This is a genomic window from Candidatus Latescibacter sp., from assembly GCA_030692375.1.
Lineage (GTDB): Bacteria > Latescibacterota > Latescibacteria > Latescibacterales > Latescibacteraceae > JAUYCD01.
On sequence record JAUYCD010000158.1, the window covers coordinates 1 to 18,023 of the forward strand.

The 18,023-nt window shown below is 51.7% G+C and carries 18 protein-coding genes; 17 read left to right on the forward strand and 1 reads right to left on the reverse strand.

Annotated features, from left to right (window positions below; genetic code table 11):
* From Q8O92_09585 to Q8O92_09665, 17 genes are all read left to right on the forward strand, one after another.
* The coding region (locus Q8O92_09585; protein MDP2983564.1) for a sodium:solute symporter family protein at nt 1-1,086 on the forward strand (1,086 nt) is incomplete at its 5' end.
* Nucleotides 1,087-1,268: 182 nt separating this feature from the next.
* On the forward strand, nt 1,269-2,408 hold the full coding sequence (locus Q8O92_09590) for a hypothetical protein (protein ID MDP2983565.1): 1,140 nt from the start codon (nt 1,269-1,271) through the stop codon (nt 2,406-2,408).
* 5 nt (nt 2,409-2,413) lie between these two features.
* Nucleotides 2,414-3,151, forward strand: coding sequence for an amidohydrolase family protein (locus Q8O92_09595; GenBank protein ID MDP2983566.1), 738 nt, complete (start codon nt 2,414-2,416; stop codon nt 3,149-3,151).
* Complete coding sequence (locus Q8O92_09600; GenBank protein MDP2983567.1) at nt 3,148-3,888, forward strand: amidohydrolase family protein; 741 nt, start codon at nt 3,148-3,150, stop codon at nt 3,886-3,888. Before Q8O92_09595 ends, Q8O92_09600 begins: the two co-directional genes overlap by 4 nt.
* A 41-nt stretch (nt 3,889-3,929) precedes the next feature.
* Complete coding sequence (locus Q8O92_09605) at nt 3,930-5,285, forward strand: DUF3696 domain-containing protein (GenBank protein MDP2983568.1); 1,356 nt, start codon at nt 3,930-3,932, stop codon at nt 5,283-5,285.
* A gap of 5 nt (nt 5,286-5,290) precedes the next feature.
* Entirely contained in the window at nt 5,291-5,791 is a 501-nt protein-coding gene (locus Q8O92_09610) for a hypothetical protein (protein MDP2983569.1), read from the forward strand.
* Nucleotides 5,792-5,854: 63 nt separating this feature from the next.
* Nucleotides 5,855-6,784: a polysaccharide deacetylase family protein gene (locus Q8O92_09615; protein ID MDP2983570.1), complete on the forward strand. Its 930-nt coding sequence runs from the start codon at nt 5,855-5,857 to the stop codon at nt 6,782-6,784.
* Nucleotides 6,785-6,791: 7 nt separating this feature from the next.
* On the forward strand, nt 6,792-7,946 hold the full coding sequence (locus Q8O92_09620; protein ID MDP2983571.1) for a DegT/DnrJ/EryC1/StrS family aminotransferase: 1,155 nt from the start codon (nt 6,792-6,794) through the stop codon (nt 7,944-7,946).
* 239 nt (nt 7,947-8,185) lie between these two features.
* Nucleotides 8,186-9,940, forward strand: a complete 1,755-nt coding sequence (locus Q8O92_09625; GenBank protein MDP2983572.1) for a hypothetical protein — start codon at nt 8,186-8,188, stop codon at nt 9,938-9,940.
* Nucleotides 9,941-9,965: 25 nt separating this feature from the next.
* Nucleotides 9,966-11,243 (forward strand): hypothetical protein, encoded by a 1,278-nt coding sequence (locus Q8O92_09630; protein ID MDP2983573.1) that lies wholly within the window; start codon nt 9,966-9,968, stop codon nt 11,241-11,243.
* A gap of 300 nt (nt 11,244-11,543) precedes the next feature.
* Nucleotides 11,544-13,007 carry a hypothetical protein gene (locus tag Q8O92_09635; protein MDP2983574.1) on the forward strand — a complete coding sequence of 488 codons (1,464 nt, stop codon included), beginning with the start codon at nt 11,544-11,546 and terminating at the stop codon, nt 13,005-13,007.
* A gap of 44 nt (nt 13,008-13,051) precedes the next feature.
* Nucleotides 13,052-13,753, forward strand: coding sequence for a monofunctional biosynthetic peptidoglycan transglycosylase (mtgA, locus tag Q8O92_09640; protein MDP2983575.1), 702 nt, complete (start codon nt 13,052-13,054; stop codon nt 13,751-13,753).
* A 348-nt stretch (nt 13,754-14,101) separates the two neighbouring features.
* Complete coding sequence (locus Q8O92_09645; protein ID MDP2983576.1) at nt 14,102-14,896, forward strand: hypothetical protein; 795 nt, start codon at nt 14,102-14,104, stop codon at nt 14,894-14,896.
* A gap of 112 nt (nt 14,897-15,008) precedes the next feature.
* Nucleotides 15,009-15,446: a DUF2384 domain-containing protein gene (locus Q8O92_09650; GenBank protein ID MDP2983577.1), complete on the forward strand. Its 438-nt coding sequence runs from the start codon at nt 15,009-15,011 to the stop codon at nt 15,444-15,446.
* On the forward strand, nt 15,446-15,904 hold the full coding sequence (locus Q8O92_09655) for an RES family NAD+ phosphorylase (GenBank protein ID MDP2983578.1): 459 nt from the start codon (nt 15,446-15,448) through the stop codon (nt 15,902-15,904). Before Q8O92_09650 ends, Q8O92_09655 begins: the two co-directional genes overlap by 1 nt.
* A 129-nt stretch (nt 15,905-16,033) precedes the next feature.
* Complete coding sequence (locus Q8O92_09660; GenBank protein MDP2983579.1) at nt 16,034-16,672, forward strand: hypothetical protein; 639 nt, start codon at nt 16,034-16,036, stop codon at nt 16,670-16,672.
* Between the two features lie 247 nt (nt 16,673-16,919).
* A complete protein-coding gene (locus Q8O92_09665; GenBank protein MDP2983580.1) occupies nt 16,920-17,621 on the forward strand; it encodes a hypothetical protein in 702 nt (233 codons plus the stop codon).
* A gap of 17 nt (nt 17,622-17,638) precedes the next feature.
* On the opposite strand, the gene Q8O92_09670 is transcribed toward Q8O92_09665, so the two are convergent.
* Nucleotides 17,639-18,023 (reverse strand): TIM barrel protein (locus Q8O92_09670; GenBank protein MDP2983581.1); only part of this gene is annotated, 385 nt, incomplete at its 5' end.

Genomic DNA, 18,023 nt, shown 5'->3' on the forward strand with positions numbered 1-18,023 from the left:
AATATCGGCACCATGGTGCTCGGTTCCGGGCGCATTATCGAGGGACTCACCGGCGGCGGGATCAACTTCATCACCGCGGTGGCGATCATCACCGTGCTGTTCGTCTTCTACGGCCTGGCGGGAGGCATGGTCGCCGCGGCGCTCAACGACGTGGTTCAGGGGTTCCTCACCATCGTCTTCTCTTTTCTCATGCTGCCATTCGCCATTTCCAAGGTCGGAGGATTCACCGCACTCCACGAACAGGTGAACGCAGGCGCTTCGTACGACTTCTTTAGCCTTGTTGCACCAAAAGGTATTACTTTTTTCTGGATTTTTATGATCGTCATCAACGGCATGATCAACTGGGCGGTGCAGCCGCACACCATTCCCTCGAGCACCGCGAACCGCACCGAGATGAACGCCCGGATCGGAGTGACCTACGGCAACTTCATCAAGCGTTTCTGCACCGTTGCCTGGGCATTCACCGGCATCGCAGCCATCTCGCTCGTTCCCAACCTCAAGAATCCGGACAACGCGTTCGGCGAAATGGCTAGAATTCTCCTGCCTGCCGGACTGGTGGGCCTGCTCATCGCCTCGCTCCTCGCAACCATCCAATCCACCGGCGTGGTGCTCATGATCAGTGGTTCGAGTATTTTCGTCCGTAACTTTTATGCGGTATATTTCAAAAAACGCCCGGAGAAACATTATCTTTTCGTCGGACGGCTGGTATCATTCGCCATCGTGTTGGGCAGCCTGGGATTTGCCCTGCTCCTGCCGGGAGTCATCAAGGCGCTGGAGCTCTTCATGCAGATTCCCGCGCTTATCGGCATCCCCTTCTGGATGGGAATTGTCTGGCGTCGGGCCAATCCTGCTTCCGCTTGGGCGAGTTTCCTCGCCGCCGCCGGGGTATTTCTCTTCTGCGAACTGGCGCTGGATATACCGCTGCCGTGGCAGATGGTGTGTTATCTGACCGCGGGAATCACCACCGGGATTATCGTTGGATTCCTGACCCCGCGTCAGCCCAAGGAAAAGCTCGATCCGTTTTACCAAAGGCTCAGAACCCCGGTGCTCGCCGAGGAACACCTGGCCTCCGATAACGTGGTGTAAGATCGCAGCAAGTCATCCATGAGCGGACGGGATACTCAATTCCCGCCCGCTCATGACCGCCGTATAAAAAATTTTCCGATACCGGTATCGGTTCCGCTTCTTACTGTATTACGGCGCGAGCAGTGATCATTCCCCATATTTTGTTTCCTGTGTCAAACCTGATTCCATCCATGGAGGATGCTGTGAAAGTAAAAGCCCATAAGCTGTTCGACGAGCATTTTGACAACTGGCTCTCCGAGATTGAGGATCACTGGAACTATAAGGACATGCTCGCCTATGAGCGGCTCCGCAAGTATTACATTTCTTTCGATGGTGTTCTGGCCGACCCCGACTCGAACCTGGTGTATGTGGGGATAACCTCCTTTAACGCAGACATTTTCCGCGCCTTCGACCGTAAGACCGGTGAGTTCTGCGATCTGGGATATGCCCGGATTGCCGACCCGTTCGATGCCAAGTTCCACCGTGCGCTCCTGAAATCCCGTGACGGGCACATTTACGGCGCCATCGCTCTCCTGCACGATGTGGATGATTACTGGAACGCTCCCGGCGGGGCTATCGTACGGTACAATCCCAAAACCGGTGAGCTGAAAAAGATCGGCATTCCAGTTCCGCATGTGTACGTTCAGGGGATGGTGATCGATGAAAATCGACGGATGGCCTATTGTCAGACATTTACCCCGGAATATCTGGCGTCGTTCAATCTCGATACGTTCGAATCGCGAATCCTGGGGCTGACCGGCTCCGGCCTGGGGATGGGGCAGGGGGAGACTATCGCCCTCGATTACAAAGGCCGGGTCTGGGGCGGATGGGGAATAACCAGGGCCTGGCAGCAGAACGGAGTAGGTCCTGATCAGAATCGTCTGTACCGGTATGATCCCCAGAAAGATAAAATTGAATTTTTCAAACACGGCCTCCCGCTCCTCGAGAGAAGATATGGTTTTGCCGGTATGGATGGAATAATTGCCGCTTCCAACCGTATGCTTTATGCCGGGACCGGTGAAGGAGGACTGGTTCGTATCGATCCGGACACCGCCGAGGTCAGGCTGCTCGGCGCGCCCTGTCCGCCCAAGCGTATCGCGGCATTCGCGGAAGGCAGGGACGGTTACCTTTACGGCATCGGCGGAAGATTCGGCAATGCTTCGCTTTTCCGGCTGGATCTCTCTACCGACAAGTACGAGTACCTGGGACGTCTCTACGATCCTGAGTTGAATGTTTCGGCCTGGCAGATTCACGATATGAGCATCGCTCCGGACGGCGCCATTTTCGCCGGAGAGAACGATACCATGACCCGTTCCGGCTATCTTTGGGAGATAAAACTGTAACTGGTATGAATATCGACGGTTATGTAACCCTCGGCGACGAGCGCGATACTGTTTACCGCGCCGAAGACCTCGTTCACGATATGGACCGCGCCGGTGTGGATATGGCGGTTGCCGCTCCGCAGGACAGCGCCCTGGCAGTATTCAACAGCCGTGGCAATGATTTCATCCGGGCTGAGGCGGGCAGATTCCCCGACCGTATCATTCCCGCCTGTACGGTGAACCCCTGGTATGGGGAAGCTGCGGTACAGGAAGTTAGCCGCGCTGTTTGCAACGGCGCCAGGATGCTGGTGCTTCACCCGACGCTCCAGGGATTCCTCATCAACGATGACCTGGCCGACCCTGTTATCGAAAAGGCAGGCGAGCTTGGACTTCCCGTGTATGTACATACCGGACCACATCTTTACGGCGCTCCCTGGCAGCTCGCTGACTGCGCCCTGCGCTTTCCCGGAGTGACCTTTATCATGGGTCATGCAGGAGCTACAGATTTCTGGAACGATGTGCCATCCGCAGTAAGGTTCGCTCCGAACGTCTTTATCGAGGGGTCGTACGCTCGTCCGTTTATTTTCATGTCCCATCTCATGTCGGCGGGGATCGATAAAGGAATCATGGGATCGGCCGCCCCGAGGAACAGCCTTGTGTTTGAATGGACGCAGTACCGGGAATATTTGCCGGCCGATACCTATGGCGCTGTTTTCGGAGACAACCTGGCGCGGATTCTCAACATAGTCGGAAGCAAGCCATGATTATCGATGCCCACACCCACTGGGGAATTGTATGGGAAGACCGCTATGGGAACGACCCGTCGGAATGGCTCAAGGTGTGCGACCGTCACGAAGTCGACCGGGCGGTTCTCATGGGACACCGCGGGCTTGGTATGAACTCAGATATGAGGCTTTGCAATGATGTGATAAGGGAAACGGCTGACAGATCGGGGGGAAGGCTCATCCCCATTGCCACTGTCCATCCCGATTTCGGCGAAAAAAGCATCCGCGAGCTGGAACGCTGCCTGAAAGACCTCGGCATGAGGGGCCTGAAATTGCATCCCTGGCTGCAGGGCTTTTCAGTTTCCGTTCCCCTCATGGATGAACTGGCGATGATGTGCGGCCGTTACGATGTCCCGGTGATTTTCCACGACGGTACACCCTGTTACTCCATGCCTTCGCAGGTCGGGGGGCTGGCTCTGAGGTTTCCGGGAACGAAGTTTGTACTCGGCCACGCCGGGCTGCTCGATCTGTGGAGGGATGCGCTCAGTTTCGGGAAGCGGTGTCCCAATCTCTACCTTACCCTCTGCGGCCCGCATCAGGCGGGTCTGAAGGCCATTGTGGATGGAATGGATGAAAACCGCGTCCTGTGGGGCACCGATTTCGGTTTCGGGTGGTCGGACCCCTACGGTTACCGCAAAGGAATCGTGGATGATATTGCCATGCCGGAAGCGAAACGCGATAAGATCATGGGATTGAACGCGGTGAAGCTTTTTTAAATGTAATTAAAGAGTTGAGGGTCGCTGAAAGGAGTGATAAAATGATAAAATCTCTACATGCCAGGAATTTTAAATCCTGGAAAGATACCGGATTACTCCAGTTTGCCCCTTTGACAGGGTTATTTGGCTCAAATAGCTCAGGAAAAACGAGCATTATGCAAATACTCCTTATGCTTAAGCAAACTGTCGAATCAACCGACCGAGCCAGAGTTCTCTATACCGGTGATGAACATTCGTATGTCGATCTGGGTACATTCTTTGATTTGATACATGGACATGATCGAGATGCAATCCTTTCCATTCAACTTTCATGGAATCCGGGAAAACAAATAATAATTTATAACCCTGAATACAAAAACAAAAAATTATTTGAAACAGATAATTTGACATTTCGTGTGGAAGTCAAGGAAGTATCTGAAAGACCAATTGTCCAAAGTTTTGATTATTCTTTTAATAATAAAGTTTTCGGAATGAAACAGAAAGAAAGAATAAGGGACGATGATAAATACCAATTGATTTCCGACAATTTTGAAGCAAAAAGATACCAGGGACGTGTGTGGCCATTGCCTTCTCCTGTCAAATGCTATGGTTTCCCCGATGAAGTGACCGGTTATTATCGGAATGTTGGTTTTTTATCCGAGTTTGTTAGGTCCTTTCATGACCTCTTCTCACCTAATATGGCCTATTTAGGTCCCCTGCGAGAATATCCAAAAAGAAGTTATGTCTGGGATGGTGCAAGCCCATTAGATGTTGGAAGGGTGGGGGAACGCACTGTTTCCGCTCTTTTATCCTCAAGAAATAAAGGGAAAATAATTTCTCCTGGAAAAGGAAAACACAGGATGACGGTTGAGGAAAGAATTGGTTATTGGTTACGAGAAATGGGTTTGGTAGATTCTTATACACTTAAACCAATAGCAGAAAACCGAAAAGATTATGAATTGCGGGTTAAAACAACAAAAGATTCTCCAGAAGTGCTCATCACCGATGTTGGTTTCGGCGTCTCTCAAATCCTTCCCGTCTTGGTTCTCTGTTATTACATGCCTGAAGGTTCGATAATTATTCTCGAACAACCTGAAATACATCTTCATCCTTCAGTCCAAGCCTGGCTCGCGGATGTATTCATAGAAGTAGTGACGTCGAGGAATATCCAGATCATTGTGGAGAGCCACAGCGAGCATTTACTTACACGTTTACAGAGAAGAATAGCTGAGAAAAAAATTGATTCTGATAAGACCGCTCTCTATTTCTGTCAAATGAAAGGTTCTTCGTCGGATATAGAAAGACTTGATGTTGATCTGTTGGGTAGTATCCGCAATTGGCCTGATGATTTCTTTGGTGATAAGTTTAGCGATCTCGCCGCCATGACTTTGGCTGGATTGGACCAAGAGGGGAAGTAATAATAATGATAGTTGTTATTGACACCAATGTTCCAATTGTTGCAAATGGGAAATCAGAGCAGGCTTCGCCAGGTTGTGTGAAATTATGTGTGATTAGTTTGAGAGAACTTATGGAAAAGGGGAAACTGGTTTTGGACAACCAATGGCATATTATCAAAGAATATCGGAACAAACTCCATTCTTCAGGCCAGCCGGGAGTAGGTGATGCTTTCCTTGAATGGGTGTTAAGAAACAGATGCAATCCTAAACGATGCGAGCTAGTTGACATAACTCTTGATGATTCTGATACGACTAATTTTAAAGAATTTCCATCAGATAAACGAATGGTGGATTTTCATTACAGGGACAGGAAATTTATCGCGGTATCTCTTTCCCATCCTCGAAATCCAACTATCTGGCAGGCAGTGGATGCAAAATGGTGGAATTTTCGAAATATCCTCGCGGAAAATGGAGTAAAAGTTGAATTCCTTTGCAAAAGCGATATAAAACGAATTCTCAACAAATAATAAATCGTTGTGTTATAAGGTCAAATCAAATCTTAACGAATTATATAAAATCTGGGTAAAGTCATGGAAACAAAAATTTTCTGGATGAGTTGGTCTATCGACTGCGAGGCGACCCAGCATGCAGTGAACGATCCAGCCCTCGGCGCCCGCGGCGCTGCCGGATACGCCGATATTTTGGATGCGAACGGGCTGAAAGGGAATTTCTTTACCCTTCCCGGCGACCTGGAATCGAATCCCGCTCTTTATCGCTCCATCATGGCGCGTGGGCATGAAATCGGACTTCATCTTCACCCGGCCGAGGAAGGATATTGCGAATTTGCCGGAGTCATGGGGCCGGAGGAGCAGAGTGAGGTGACCGCCAAAGCCCGTGACCGCTGGGCGCAGGTGATGGGAATGGCGCCGCTCTCTTTCTGCATGGGCTATGCCTCAGCCAACGATTATACCTATGCCGTTCTGGAAGAGCTTGGTTTCCGTTACGGCCAGGTCAGCCTTCCGGGAAGGAGAATTCCCGAAACCGCCTCGGTCTGGCAGGGGGCGCCTCTCACCATTCACTATACCCACCGCTTCAACCGCCTTCTGTCCGGGAACATGGATTTCGTCGAGGTTCCCCATACCATCGATCCCGAATCCTACATGTGGGGAGGAAAACACCCTCAGGATCTCCGGGTTGAGTTGGTGGACGCCAAAAACCACTGGTATACGATTCAAAAGGCTGTTCTCCGTCAGAAAGACGACGAAGCTGTTCCGGTAAAAATCATCAGGGGAGTCACCCACAACACGTTCGATTACACCGACCCGGCGAATTTCCGGCGGCAGACTCTCCTCGGTATGATCGAAAGCACGCGGGACATCCTGGAGAATGCCGGATGCGGGATGCAGCCAGCCACCCTGGGCGAGATTGTGAAAACATTCCGGAACACTGTTCCGAAGACCGATCCCCGGGACAGTTTCAAACTTGACCGCCGCGGGTACGGCGGTAAAAAGACGGTGTGAGGTACGAATGGAGAAGAGAACCATCCCCTACCTGGCATTGGGCGGAGTCTACGGCGAGGATGATGTGCAGGCTGCATGTGCGGTTATATCCGCCGCCTCCCAGCCGGGCGGCAATTTTTTTCCGCTCCCCGAGGAAAAAGAATTCCAGGATGCCTTTGCCGCTCATGAGGGAGCAGCCTGTACCGTGGCGGTTAATTCTGCCGGAACTGCGCTCGATCTCTGCATGATGGCGCTGGGGATTGGAGAGGGCGACGAGGTCATCACCACGCCGCTCACATTCATTTGTACCGCCACTTGCGCCATTGCCCGGGGGGCGAAAGTATTTTTGGCTGACATAAATCCGGACACGCTCAATCTGGACCCCTATGCGGTCGAAAGCCGGATCACTCCTCGGACGAAAGCGATCATCCCCGTGCACTTCGCGGGGCTTTCCTGCGTCTGCGCCCGTTTCGAGGAAATCTCCCAAAGATACGGAGTCGCTGTCATCTACGATGCCGCACACGCGGTCGGCGCGAAGTTCCGGAGAATTCCTGTCGGGGGCATGGGAAAGGCTTCCTGCTACAGCTTCCAGTCCAACAAGAATCTTACCACGCTTGGCGAAGGTGGCGCGGTCGCTACGAACGACGCCGAATTCGCCGAGGTCGTCCGTCAAATGAAAACGTTCGGATTCATTTACGGCAGCCCGGCCCGTGTGGTGCGGGTAGGATTCAACTACCGGATGACGAAGCCACAATTGGCGGTTGGTCTTAATCAACTTAAAAAAATCGACTCCATCATCGCCCGTAAACGGGAAAACTTCCTCAAAATGAACGCCTCGCTCGCCAATATCGAGGAAATCATTCCCGCACCGGGGATTGACGACGACCACGGCGCCCTCATGCACGTGGCGAGGCTTGACACAGGGAAGGTATCCTTCACCCGCGACAGCCTGACCACTCATCTCAGGAGCGAATGGGGAATCGGCACTGTACTGCACTATCCGCCGGTCTGGAGCTGGGAGGTCATGGAAAAGGCCGGTTACACCTCCGCAGGGTGTCCGGAAGCGGAGAAAGCCTGCTCCCAGATATTCAGCCTGCCGGTTTTCGCAACTACCACTGAAGAAGAAATTGTGTATATTGCGCAAGCCCTAAAGGAATCCATCGCGGAATTGAATAAAAGATGAAAATAATTTTGACAGGATTAACAAGATTTTACAAGATTCAAGCTTGAAAGGCAGCCCCCTTCCTGTCCTTTGGACATCCTTCCCCCGGAGGGGGCAGGAAAAAACTGTGGCGTAACGACTTCCCTTGCCCCCGGAACGGGGGAAAGGGACAGAGGGTTAGGGGGCTTCATAATCCTGTCAATCTTGTAAATCCTGTTTAATAATATCTTTGATTTTTAAACATACTTATCGGGGGAACCATGGAAGGAATCAAGCATCTGGAGGGATTTGATTTTGCGGTTCTGGCCGGATATTTCGTCATCATTATTCTGATCGGCACCTATTCGGCCAGATACATCAAACATGCAAAGGATTACTTTGTCGCCGGAGCGGACATCCCCTGGTGGCTCGCAGCCATATCTCTCTGGATGGCGGGGTTTTCGGCCCTGGCTTTCGTCATGTATTCCGAGATAGGGTACAAGTACGGTTTTACCGCGCTGACCCTCTACTGGGTGTCGGTGCCGGCCATGATCATCGGCGCCTATCTTTTCGTGGGAAAATGGCGGCGGGCAAAAATGATGAGCCCCATCGGTTTCGTCGAGGCTCGCTTCAGCCCAGCGCTCCGACAGGTGTTCGTCTGGACCGGCTTCCCGCTCCGGTTTATCGACAATTCCATAAAGATTTATGCCACCGCGATTTTCGTTGTCGCCGCCATCTCGAATGAATCCCTCGACATGTCACGGGCCATCTGGATCACCGGTCTGGTGATTATTGCTTTCTCGTTCCTTGGCGGCCAGTGGTCGGTGATTGTGACCGATTTTGTGCAGTTCATCATCAAAGTGCTTGCCGTGGTATTTATTTTCTTTGTCTCCCTCCGTGAGGTCGGCGGGCTCGGAAACTTTTTCAGAAAAATGCCCGTGGATTTCTCCACCCCTCTTCACTCGCCCTATGATCCCTATCAATATCTGACCTGGATAGTGCTCGTATTCTTTTCCGTCAATGCAGGCTGGTCGATGATCCAGAAATACAACTGTGTGCGCAGCGAGGCGGACGCCCGCAAAGTTATTCTGGGAGTGGCGATATGGAATTTCTTTCTTCCCATCATCATGTTCACCCCGGCCATGTTTGCCCGTGTGGTCCTGCCGGATATTCCCAACGCCCGTTTTTCCTACGCGTACATCAGCCTCAAGGCGCTGCCGGTAGGCATGATGGGTGTAATGATTGCCGCGCTTCTGTCCGCCACGCTCTCTACCCTAAGCAATGAATACACCATGCTTTCCAGCGTATTCACCAACGATTTTTATGCCCGGAAGATAAAAAAGAGCGCTTCTCAGTCACATCTCATCGCGGTGGGACGGCTCAGTGTCATCCTCATCGGCTTAATTACCACGGTTCTCGCGGTAATTCTCCAGCATATACAGGGAATGAACCTGTTCGATATCATGGTAAAGGCATTCACCGCTTTTGCGCCTGCGATCATGGCGCCCCTTCTCGGTGGAATTCTCATCAAGAGCATCAATTCACGGGGCGCGCTGACCGGAATTATCGCTGGATTCATCTCGGGCTCGGTTCTTCTGACTCTGAACATGGTTCTTCTCGGCGCCTACCGTGAGCAATTCGTATCCAATCCGCAGCTTAACTACTGGCTTAACCAGGGCTGGAGCTCAACCTCCATCATTATTAACTTCGGGGTAACAATCGGCGGCCTATGGCTGGGCAGTGTGCTGGGAAAAACGAGCGAAGAAGAAAAACAGAGAACCGAAGAATTCTTCCGGCGGCTTAAAACTCCGTATATTCATGAATGCGCAGCCCGTGTGAAATCCCCGTTCCCCGCCATCGGTGTCATCGTAATGATCATGGGTGCGGGAATGACCGCTGTTTCGCTGGGAGTCAAATACCTGTATCCAATTCCCGGCTGGTTCGCTGTAAACATGACCGCCGCCGCGATTCTGCTGGCGATAGGACTTGGTATCTGGCTCGTTTCGAGGGAAAATGGAATCAAGGATGAAGGATGAAAAGAGTGAAAGACTGGGTCGAAGTATGACTGAACGAACATTTGCATCCTGTCCTGAAAACATTTTTCCCGCTTTTATTCTGGAATATTTCGAGCGCGCAAAAAATGCATGTCCCCGTATCGAAGGGATCAGCGGTAAATGGGAATTCGAGGATCTCATTCCCGGCCTTTCCGATTTCGATACACGGTTTTTCTTCTCGGATGACACCACCGCCGAAGAATGGCCGGAAATATCGAGAGCCGTTGGGAGAATTCATACCGGGATCTGCCGCGAATATCCCGGCCGCGCCCGTATTCTCGAACACCTGCCGGGGATTAATCTCACATGGAGCGAGTCTCTCTATCCCCTCAGCTATTATCCCGAATTCCACCAGTGGACCCTTTACCACGCTCCACGTGAAAAAACAGCCCGCTTTGAGGAATACCTGGCCCTCCGGCCCTGGGACACTGCCGATGAACTGTTCAATCTGAAAAAGTTCGCTCTCTATTACACACCCTACGACCGTGGGATCGATCCGCCCATAAATCTGCATGAATTCGAAAGCAAATATCCCCTGCACAGCCGGTTCATGCACTATTTCTGCCCGCCGGTGCAGAGCCTGGTCAGTCTCAGGCTGAAACGTCTGGTGCGGGGAAAGCTGGAGGCGTTCCGGCTGGCGCGGGGGCTTTTCCCAAATCCGCATGTGATCGACCGAACTTTTAAAGCGATTCACTGTCACTACGAGATTCCTGCCTGGTACGAGGAGCCGGAAATTTCCCGGATCGAGGAAGAGCTTTTCCGGTATCTGCAGGAAGCGTACCGCACTGTATGTCCTGAAATAAACATCATCGAAGCCGAACTCGCCGACAACAGCCGCGAGCTGAAAGCGAAGCTCGGAAACGCCTCCGGGAGGGTGCTGGACACATTATTAGAAGGTGTCAAGTTCTGCCGCCTCATGATGGGGAGGCTGTATTTTTATGCAGAGGAAATCCCCCATTTTGACAGCCTCTGGCTCATCCGGCATGAACTGGGCCGTGACCGCAAAATGTTATACGAGAACACATTCTCCGCGTTCGGTTTCATCGCCTGGGGTGAGAGACTCTCGCCGGACGAAGCGCTTGAACGCTGCCGCGGAGAGTTTCTTGCCGCCTCAGAAATCCGTGATGTGCGAGCCTATGCCGACAGTTTCGGGAAACCGTATGACCCCTCATCCATAAAGCAATTCGCGGTTGCAATAGCCGATACCATGGGGCCGTTCCAGGTGGTGTTGGAGAAACTCGGCGCCATCGGGCGGAAGATAGCGCAGGAGAAGGGGATACTGTGATTCTGTAAAATGAGATTTAATTACAAACAGATGCTGGTGTGCATAGATCCTGAAACGAGTTCAGGATGACACGTGTCATGCCGAACTTGTTTCGGCATCTTTCCCCAAACTCAGGATGACACGTGTCATGCCGAACTTGTTGCCGCTTCGCGGGAACGATGAAACCGTTTCGGCATCTATTGTGAAAAGAAACGCAATAAAATATGTCGTCACATATATATCGGGCTGATCAGGAAATCATGCGAAACGCGGTTCAGGCAATCTTTTATCTTTTTTCTTATCTTTTGAGAGGAAAACATCATGCGCACATTCCAGAGTCGTCGTGAATTCATGAAAAAGACCGCCTCGGCGGCGGCGGCAGGAACTTTGCTCGGTGCAGCCGGGAGCCTTGCGGCAAGAGTGGGCGCCTCGCCTTCTCCACGGCCCTTTGTTACCGATGTCCCCGGAAAGAAGATGATCGGCTGTTATTCTTCGACCGACCAGATCGTGAACAATCCGAAATTCATCGACGCCCTGCAGAAAAAGCTCGGGGTGAATATGCTCATATGCTACAGCAACATAAAAATGCCGGACTGGCTCAAATCCATGAATCCCCTGGGGGCCAAAGGCATGATGCATTCCCGTCATGTGGATGACGATTCCCAGCTCATCAAAGCCATTGAAGAAACACACCGCCGCGGTATGGATTTCTGGCTTCACTTTTCCGGCCATCATTACGGCGAGGAAAGCCGTCCCATCATGAGCGAGACATTCGAGGGCATCAAATTCATCGACCTTCCTCCCATTAAGTATGCCTATGCCCAGACCGAATATACCGCCTGTTTTGAAAAACCGGTGGTGCGGGACTGGGAGAAAGCCCTCTATGGGTATGCGGCCAAAACATACGATATGGATTCCATGTATGTGACCCACTACCGGTATGCGACACCTTCCTTCTGGACCAACCTGTACGGGTGCGCGTGCAGCGACTGCCAGAATGCCGCCGTCCGTATGGGATATGATTTCCCCCGTATGCGTGAATCCATGAATAAACTCCGGCGCCGGCTCGAGCGCCTGGACAGGAAAACGCTTGAACATGCCGCGAAATTCCGCCTGACCTTTCCGGATTTTCTCACCCTGCTCGGCGAAAACCAGGGAGTCCTCGACTGGCTGACTTTCCGGGCAAAACTGGTGGGAGGCGGACTTCGAAGAATTCATGATGTCATTCATGCCGAAACCGATCACCGGAGCGGCTTTGTCACCGACACCCACTGCACCACCATGTCGCTGTTCGTGGGGCATAATCACGCCGATTTCATAAACGGCGCTTCGGACGCCCTCCATCCCCTTACCTGGCTTGACTGGCAGTATCTGGGGGTGATAGTGACCTGGGCCAGCCAGCTCTGTGAGTGGGTTCAAGGTCTGGACGAGGCAACCGCTCTCAAAGTGGCGCTCTCGTTCTTCGGATGGGATCAGCTCGGGCTACCGGATAAAAAGATTTCCGACTATGCGATCCAGCCCAAGGCGCCTGAAAGCTCATCCGGTCCCGTCGCGATGGAATTCTACAAGACACTGAATCCCGACCGAATCGTGAAACTCCTTACCCATGAATGGACCCGCATGGCGGCTTTCAACAACGGAAGGATTCCCGCCCATCCGGTGATCAAGGGGTACGAATGGCCGGAAAAAGTCTGCCGCGAGCTGATGGACGTCACCCAGAGCCTGGGGCTGACCGGATATATTTTCCAGCGGACCGAGGTATTCATCGATCCGGCGAAACTGTGATCGCCCGCTCTTGTAACACACGGCGTAAAATTGATGGGGAAGCAATGTTTTTCTTCATAAAAAGAATTCTTATCGCGGCCATTCTCCTCCCGGTGGTTTTCGTAGGATTTTACCTGGTCTTTCCCCGCGTTTCGGCTCTGAAAGAAAAGAATCCGGAGAAAACCTCGTTCATGAAATACCGCGAGCGTGAATGGCGCAGAGAGGGAAAGGATAAGAAAATCGTCCAGACCTGGGTACCGCTCTCGAAGATATCTTCCCAGGTTGTCAAAGCGGTGGTGATTTCCGAGGATGACAAGTTCTGGACTCATGAAGGCTTTGATTTCGATGAGATACATAAAGCCCTGGACAAAGACCTCAAACAGAAAAAATTCAGATACGGCGCAAGCACCATCAGCCAGCAGCTTGCCAAAAACCTCTATCTGACTCCTTCCAAAAATCCGGTCAGGAAACTCAAGGAAGTCATCCTCACCTGGAGGCTGGAGCATACCCTCACCAAGAAGCGGATTCTCGAACTCTACCTGAATGTGGCCGAATGGGGCGACGGCATTTTCGGCATCGAGGCAGCCGCCCGCCACTACTACGGAAAACCGGCTGTTTCCCTGAACGCTGATGAGGCCTCACGGCTTGCGGCGGTTCTCCCCAATCCGCGGAGATTCGCCCCGAACGGTACATCGAAATACATCGAAAACCGCGCCAGACGGATTTACGAAATCATGCTTCAGCGAGGTGTGGTGAGCGGGGAATAAGATCGGATTATCGGAGAAAAACCGGCTTCCCCGGCTCCTTGAAAGGCGATCCCCCTGTCACCTTCGGTGACATCCCCCTTAGTGCACCCCGCACGTACTTTGTACGGGCGGGGACCCCGCAAGGGGGACAAAACAGCTTGCGCCACAGTAAGATAACCCAATAAGGTTACCCAACATCGATTCGGAGAATCGGCGTTGGAAACCCGCCCAAGGACGTCGCCGCTCCATGCGCGGGGATCCGTTTGTCCCTGCAGAAAATACTTGCAAAGAAACTTTGAAAGTGATACCATTTATTTATCGATAGATCATTACTGTACCCTGCCGCTCATAACGTTGATATGGGAGAATATGGTGGAAATGGATAATGATGATGGGCGGAGTATGCTTGCCACGTTCCTCGTCCCCACCGCACTCATGGTAATTGTCTATCTCGCAGTGACCGGAGGTGCGAATTTTCTCACGTTACTCGCGGTCAGGTCGGGATTTGTGACATTTCATACCCATGGTCACTGGATATCAAATCTCCTTCGTAATACGTTCACTGTTCTCTTCGGGCTGCTCGCCATCCGCGTGATCGGACTTTCCCGCGCCGAGATCGGGCTGACCTTCAGTCGGGAACGGTCATACATTCCCCATGCGCTCGTTATCGGTGCTGCGGCGGGCGCGATGCTTACGGCGCTCATTTTCCTCCCGGCTTTGCTCCACGGGCTTCAGACGCCACCCGCCCATGTTCCGAAACTCCCGGCGGGCTCCCCGCCAGTTCCGGCCATATGGGAGCAGGCATTGATTTTCGGTGTACAAGGGATCGTGCAGGCGTTCCTGTTCTTCGGGATCGTGCAGGCGTATCTCATGCGGAAATCCATGGCTCATGTCCGGCTCGGCCCCTGGGAACTCCCAACCGCCGGGATCGCGGTGTGTATCGTCGCCGCGTGCAATTTCCTCCCGTGGTTCCGGGGGTCGCAGCTCCGGATGGCGTTCACGATGATGGTTCTCGCTCCCCTGGCGTTCCAGAGCTTGGTGCTCCTCGCCTCCTCGTTCTGGTTCGAGAGATCGAGATGTCTTGCCGCGCCGATGCTGGCGTTCGGTATGTACTATGGAGTGATCCCGGTTTTCTGGCGCATCATGTTCAACGCGGTATCGTAGTTTATCCGAATCGTTCACGGGGAAACGCCGGAGCCATAGATTCGCCGCTTGCCAAATACGAATTATGACGTTATATTTCAGAAAAATGTCGTATAAAAAATGACTGGAGAACATGAAAATGGAACTGTCTGAACTTGCAAAAGTATTAGGAGGTAAGAAAGTCCTCCGGATAAATCTCCGAAATCGAATGGACTTGATCGATTTGAGCAAAAAGGGGGTTACAAAAGATGCGCTTCTCCACCTGGCTAAATATTTTTCTTATTCAGTTCATCAGATGGCTCAACTCCTTCCTGTAACTGAGCGAACCCTGCAAAGGTACACGCCGGGAAAACCCCTGAGTCGTATTGTATCTGAGCAGATACTGCAGATTGCCGAAGTCGCCGCCAAGGGTTCTGAGGTATTCGAAGGCAGAGACAGATTTCTCATATGGATGAACCACCCGAACAAAGCTCTCGATAATAAAATCCCGATGAGCCTGCTTAATTCAAAGTTTGGAGTCGATATGGTATTGGATGAACTTGGACGAATAGAGCATGGTGTATTCTCATAATGAAAGTATATCGAATAGCCAAGACCCTTTACATCAACGATGTATCCGGAAGCGGCGCCAAAACCTATGGAGGCCGTTGGAATCATAAAGGTGTGAGTATGATTTACACTTCGGAGAACAGGGCTTTAGCTACTGTCGAGTATATCGTTCATGTCCCTTTATCAATTGTGCCCGCGCATCTTAGTTTGGCAGCCCTTCACATACCTGATACAATATTCCCCGAAGAGGTCTCACTATCCGATTTACCCGGCAACTGGCGGGAATATCCTGCGCCTTCCAGGCTGGCTGAGCTTGGAACAAACTGGGCAGCAAAAAATGATTCTCTTTTACTTCGTGTACCTTCTGCTGTCGTTGAACATGAGTTCAATATTCTTATCAACCCCTTTCATCCTGATATGAAACATGTCACGATTTTTCAAATTGAAAATTACACAATTGACAAACGTCTGATTCGATGATAGTTCAAAAAACCTGCGGCAGTATCAAGTATTCCTGTTCTTGACAAGTTGCATTTCATGTTTTCTTTGGCTTCTATCAGGGGGTTTTACTTTGCTGTTTTGCCACTTTTTTTCAACGAAAGGCTCGCCATGAAAACTTTGTTGGAAAGATACTCTGATTCTCTTTTATCCGGCCTCGACAGCATAACGAAGAAAATGGGCCTCATACGGAAAGCGGGGACGATTCTCGCCGAGGCAAAGATAGCAGGGGGGCGTCTCCTCGTCTATGACCGTAACTACTCGCTCTCGTATGACTGCTGGACCAGGGGTTCAGGGTTGTACGATATTTCCGTCTACCGCCGCATCCAGAAAACATTCAATGAAGGTGACGCGCTCATTCTGGCCTCCTACCATACCGGCGATACCGATGATCTCACCGTAGTCCGCGAGCTCCGCGCCAAAAAAAATACCCGTCTTGTTACTATAAGCCCCCATGAGCGAAAGCGGAAACCGGAGTCGGGCGAATTTCTCCACACCCTCGCCGATGTGGCCATCGACAACGGCTGCGGCGACTTTGCCGGAGCGTTCGAGGTCGCTGGAGTCAAGGGAAATGTCCTGCCTGTTGCCCGCGAGATCAATTTCACCATCAACTGGGCGGTGCAGTGCCAGTACATCCAGGAGATGATCGATCACGGGCGTCCTCCCACACTGTTCTACTTGGTTCACTTTCCTTATTTCAAGGAGATGGATGCGGTGATGAAGAAACGGGTGGAGAAGTACGGGTACTGAAGTCACTTTGTATCTTGTTTATTTTTTGTCACCATAATCCTGTAAATCTTGTAAATCCTGTCCAAAGAACTGTTTTTATTTGTCTTGCTGTACATGACGACATTTTTACGTTTCTTTTCAAAATAGATGCCGAAACAAGTTCGGCATGACACGTGTCATCCTGAACTCGTTTCAGGATATAATCACTCAATACATGTGCATTTATTTATGTCGTCATGTATACTAAACAGATAGGGAAGAAATACTAATGTCTCAGTTATCCGATCGGAGAAAATTTTTAAAGTCTGCTGCCATCGCCAGTACAGCGGTTGCTGTTCCCGGACAGGCATTCATCAGTGGAAGCTCAGAGGCCTCTCCGGCTCAAAAACCCTCCAAGGGTCTCGACTATGTGCTCATGGTGAAAGGGATGGTGCAGGATTTGCTGGCCCAGGACAGCCCCAAAATCGCTCAGGCCGCCGACCTGTGCGCGGAAGCCTTGGCTTCGGGGAAAAAAGTGTACTACAATACCACCGGCCATAACGAGCCTCAGTGCATCTGGGAAAAACGTGCGGGTAAACCTACTTTCCTGAATCCCATCTACGGGAACGTTGATTACAATATATTCCAGGCGGGGGATGTATTCATCACCGAGCGCACCAATTTCTGCGCCCCGGCGAAAGAAAAAGGGGTAAAGGTCATCGGCATTCTCATGCCCTTCCAGCCCCAGAAAAAACAGGGGCAGGGCATCGTCAGCATCGATTACCAGGGTCCCTGGATGGAAGAAATCTGCGATGTCTGCATCTGGGACCGCGTTCCCTACACCATCGGAACTATGTCCTTCGAGCAGCTTCCTTTCAAAGCGGTTCCGGCCCACGGCGCCATGGACGGCATCATCCTGAATCTTATCCTGGCCGCAACCATCGCCCGTCTGGTGAAAAAAGGTATTCCGGTGGAAGCGACGGGGGTGTGATTAAATATCATATCCCCTCACTCTCCCCTGAAAATCTTGTCCATGCATTCTGAAACTCCGGTAAGATATGTTTCGTCGCCTCCGGAGAGTTCCGCGTTGACCCAGCCGGAATACCCGATGTCCTCGAAGGCTCGTCTCACTGCCCGCCAGTCTATGTTGCCTTCGCAAAGGCCGACGAACTCGCGTTTTTTCTCGTCGAAGCCCTTGACATGGACGCGAACGATCCGCTTTCCGAGCGTCCGAATCCAGTCCTGCGGGACGCCGTACAGGACAATGTTCCCGACATCGAAATAGGCTTTGAGGTGAGGACTTGCGAACTCATCCACATATTGGGTGAACTCGAGCGGGCTGAGGAGAAATTTGTTCCAGACATTCTCCACTGCGATGATCACATTCAGCTCC

Excerpts from the sequence above, each read along its gene's own strand:
- Q8O92_09620 (MDP2983571.1), top strand. The coding sequence starts at position 6,792 with ATGGAGAAGAGAACCATCCCCTACCTGGCATTGGGCGGAGTCTACGGC.
- Q8O92_09635 (MDP2983574.1), top strand. The coding sequence starts at position 11,544 with ATGCGCACATTCCAGAGTCGTCGTGAATTCATGAAAAAGACCGCCTCG.
- Q8O92_09595 (MDP2983566.1), top strand. The coding sequence starts at position 2,414 with ATGAATATCGACGGTTATGTAACCCTCGGCGACGAGCGCGATACTGTT.
- Q8O92_09650 (MDP2983577.1), top strand. The coding sequence starts at position 15,009 with ATGAAAATGGAACTGTCTGAACTTGCAAAAGTATTAGGAGGTAAGAAA.
- Q8O92_09605 (MDP2983568.1), top strand. The coding sequence starts at position 3,930 with ATGATAAAATCTCTACATGCCAGGAATTTTAAATCCTGGAAAGATACC.
- Q8O92_09630 (MDP2983573.1), top strand. The coding sequence starts at position 9,966 with ATGACTGAACGAACATTTGCATCCTGTCCTGAAAACATTTTTCCCGCT.
- Q8O92_09610 (MDP2983569.1), top strand. The coding sequence starts at position 5,291 with ATGATAGTTGTTATTGACACCAATGTTCCAATTGTTGCAAATGGGAAA.
- Q8O92_09615 (MDP2983570.1), top strand. The coding sequence starts at position 5,855 with ATGGAAACAAAAATTTTCTGGATGAGTTGGTCTATCGACTGCGAGGCG.
- Q8O92_09655 (MDP2983578.1), top strand. The coding sequence starts at position 15,446 with ATGAAAGTATATCGAATAGCCAAGACCCTTTACATCAACGATGTATCC.
- Q8O92_09665 (MDP2983580.1), top strand. The coding sequence starts at position 16,920 with ATGTCTCAGTTATCCGATCGGAGAAAATTTTTAAAGTCTGCTGCCATC.
- Q8O92_09625 (MDP2983572.1), top strand. The coding sequence starts at position 8,186 with ATGGAAGGAATCAAGCATCTGGAGGGATTTGATTTTGCGGTTCTGGCC.
- Q8O92_09660 (MDP2983579.1), top strand. The coding sequence starts at position 16,034 with ATGAAAACTTTGTTGGAAAGATACTCTGATTCTCTTTTATCCGGCCTC.
- Q8O92_09600 (MDP2983567.1), top strand. The coding sequence starts at position 3,148 with ATGATTATCGATGCCCACACCCACTGGGGAATTGTATGGGAAGACCGC.
- Q8O92_09645 (MDP2983576.1), top strand. The coding sequence starts at position 14,102 with ATGGTGGAAATGGATAATGATGATGGGCGGAGTATGCTTGCCACGTTC.
- mtgA (MDP2983575.1), top strand. The coding sequence starts at position 13,052 with ATGTTTTTCTTCATAAAAAGAATTCTTATCGCGGCCATTCTCCTCCCG.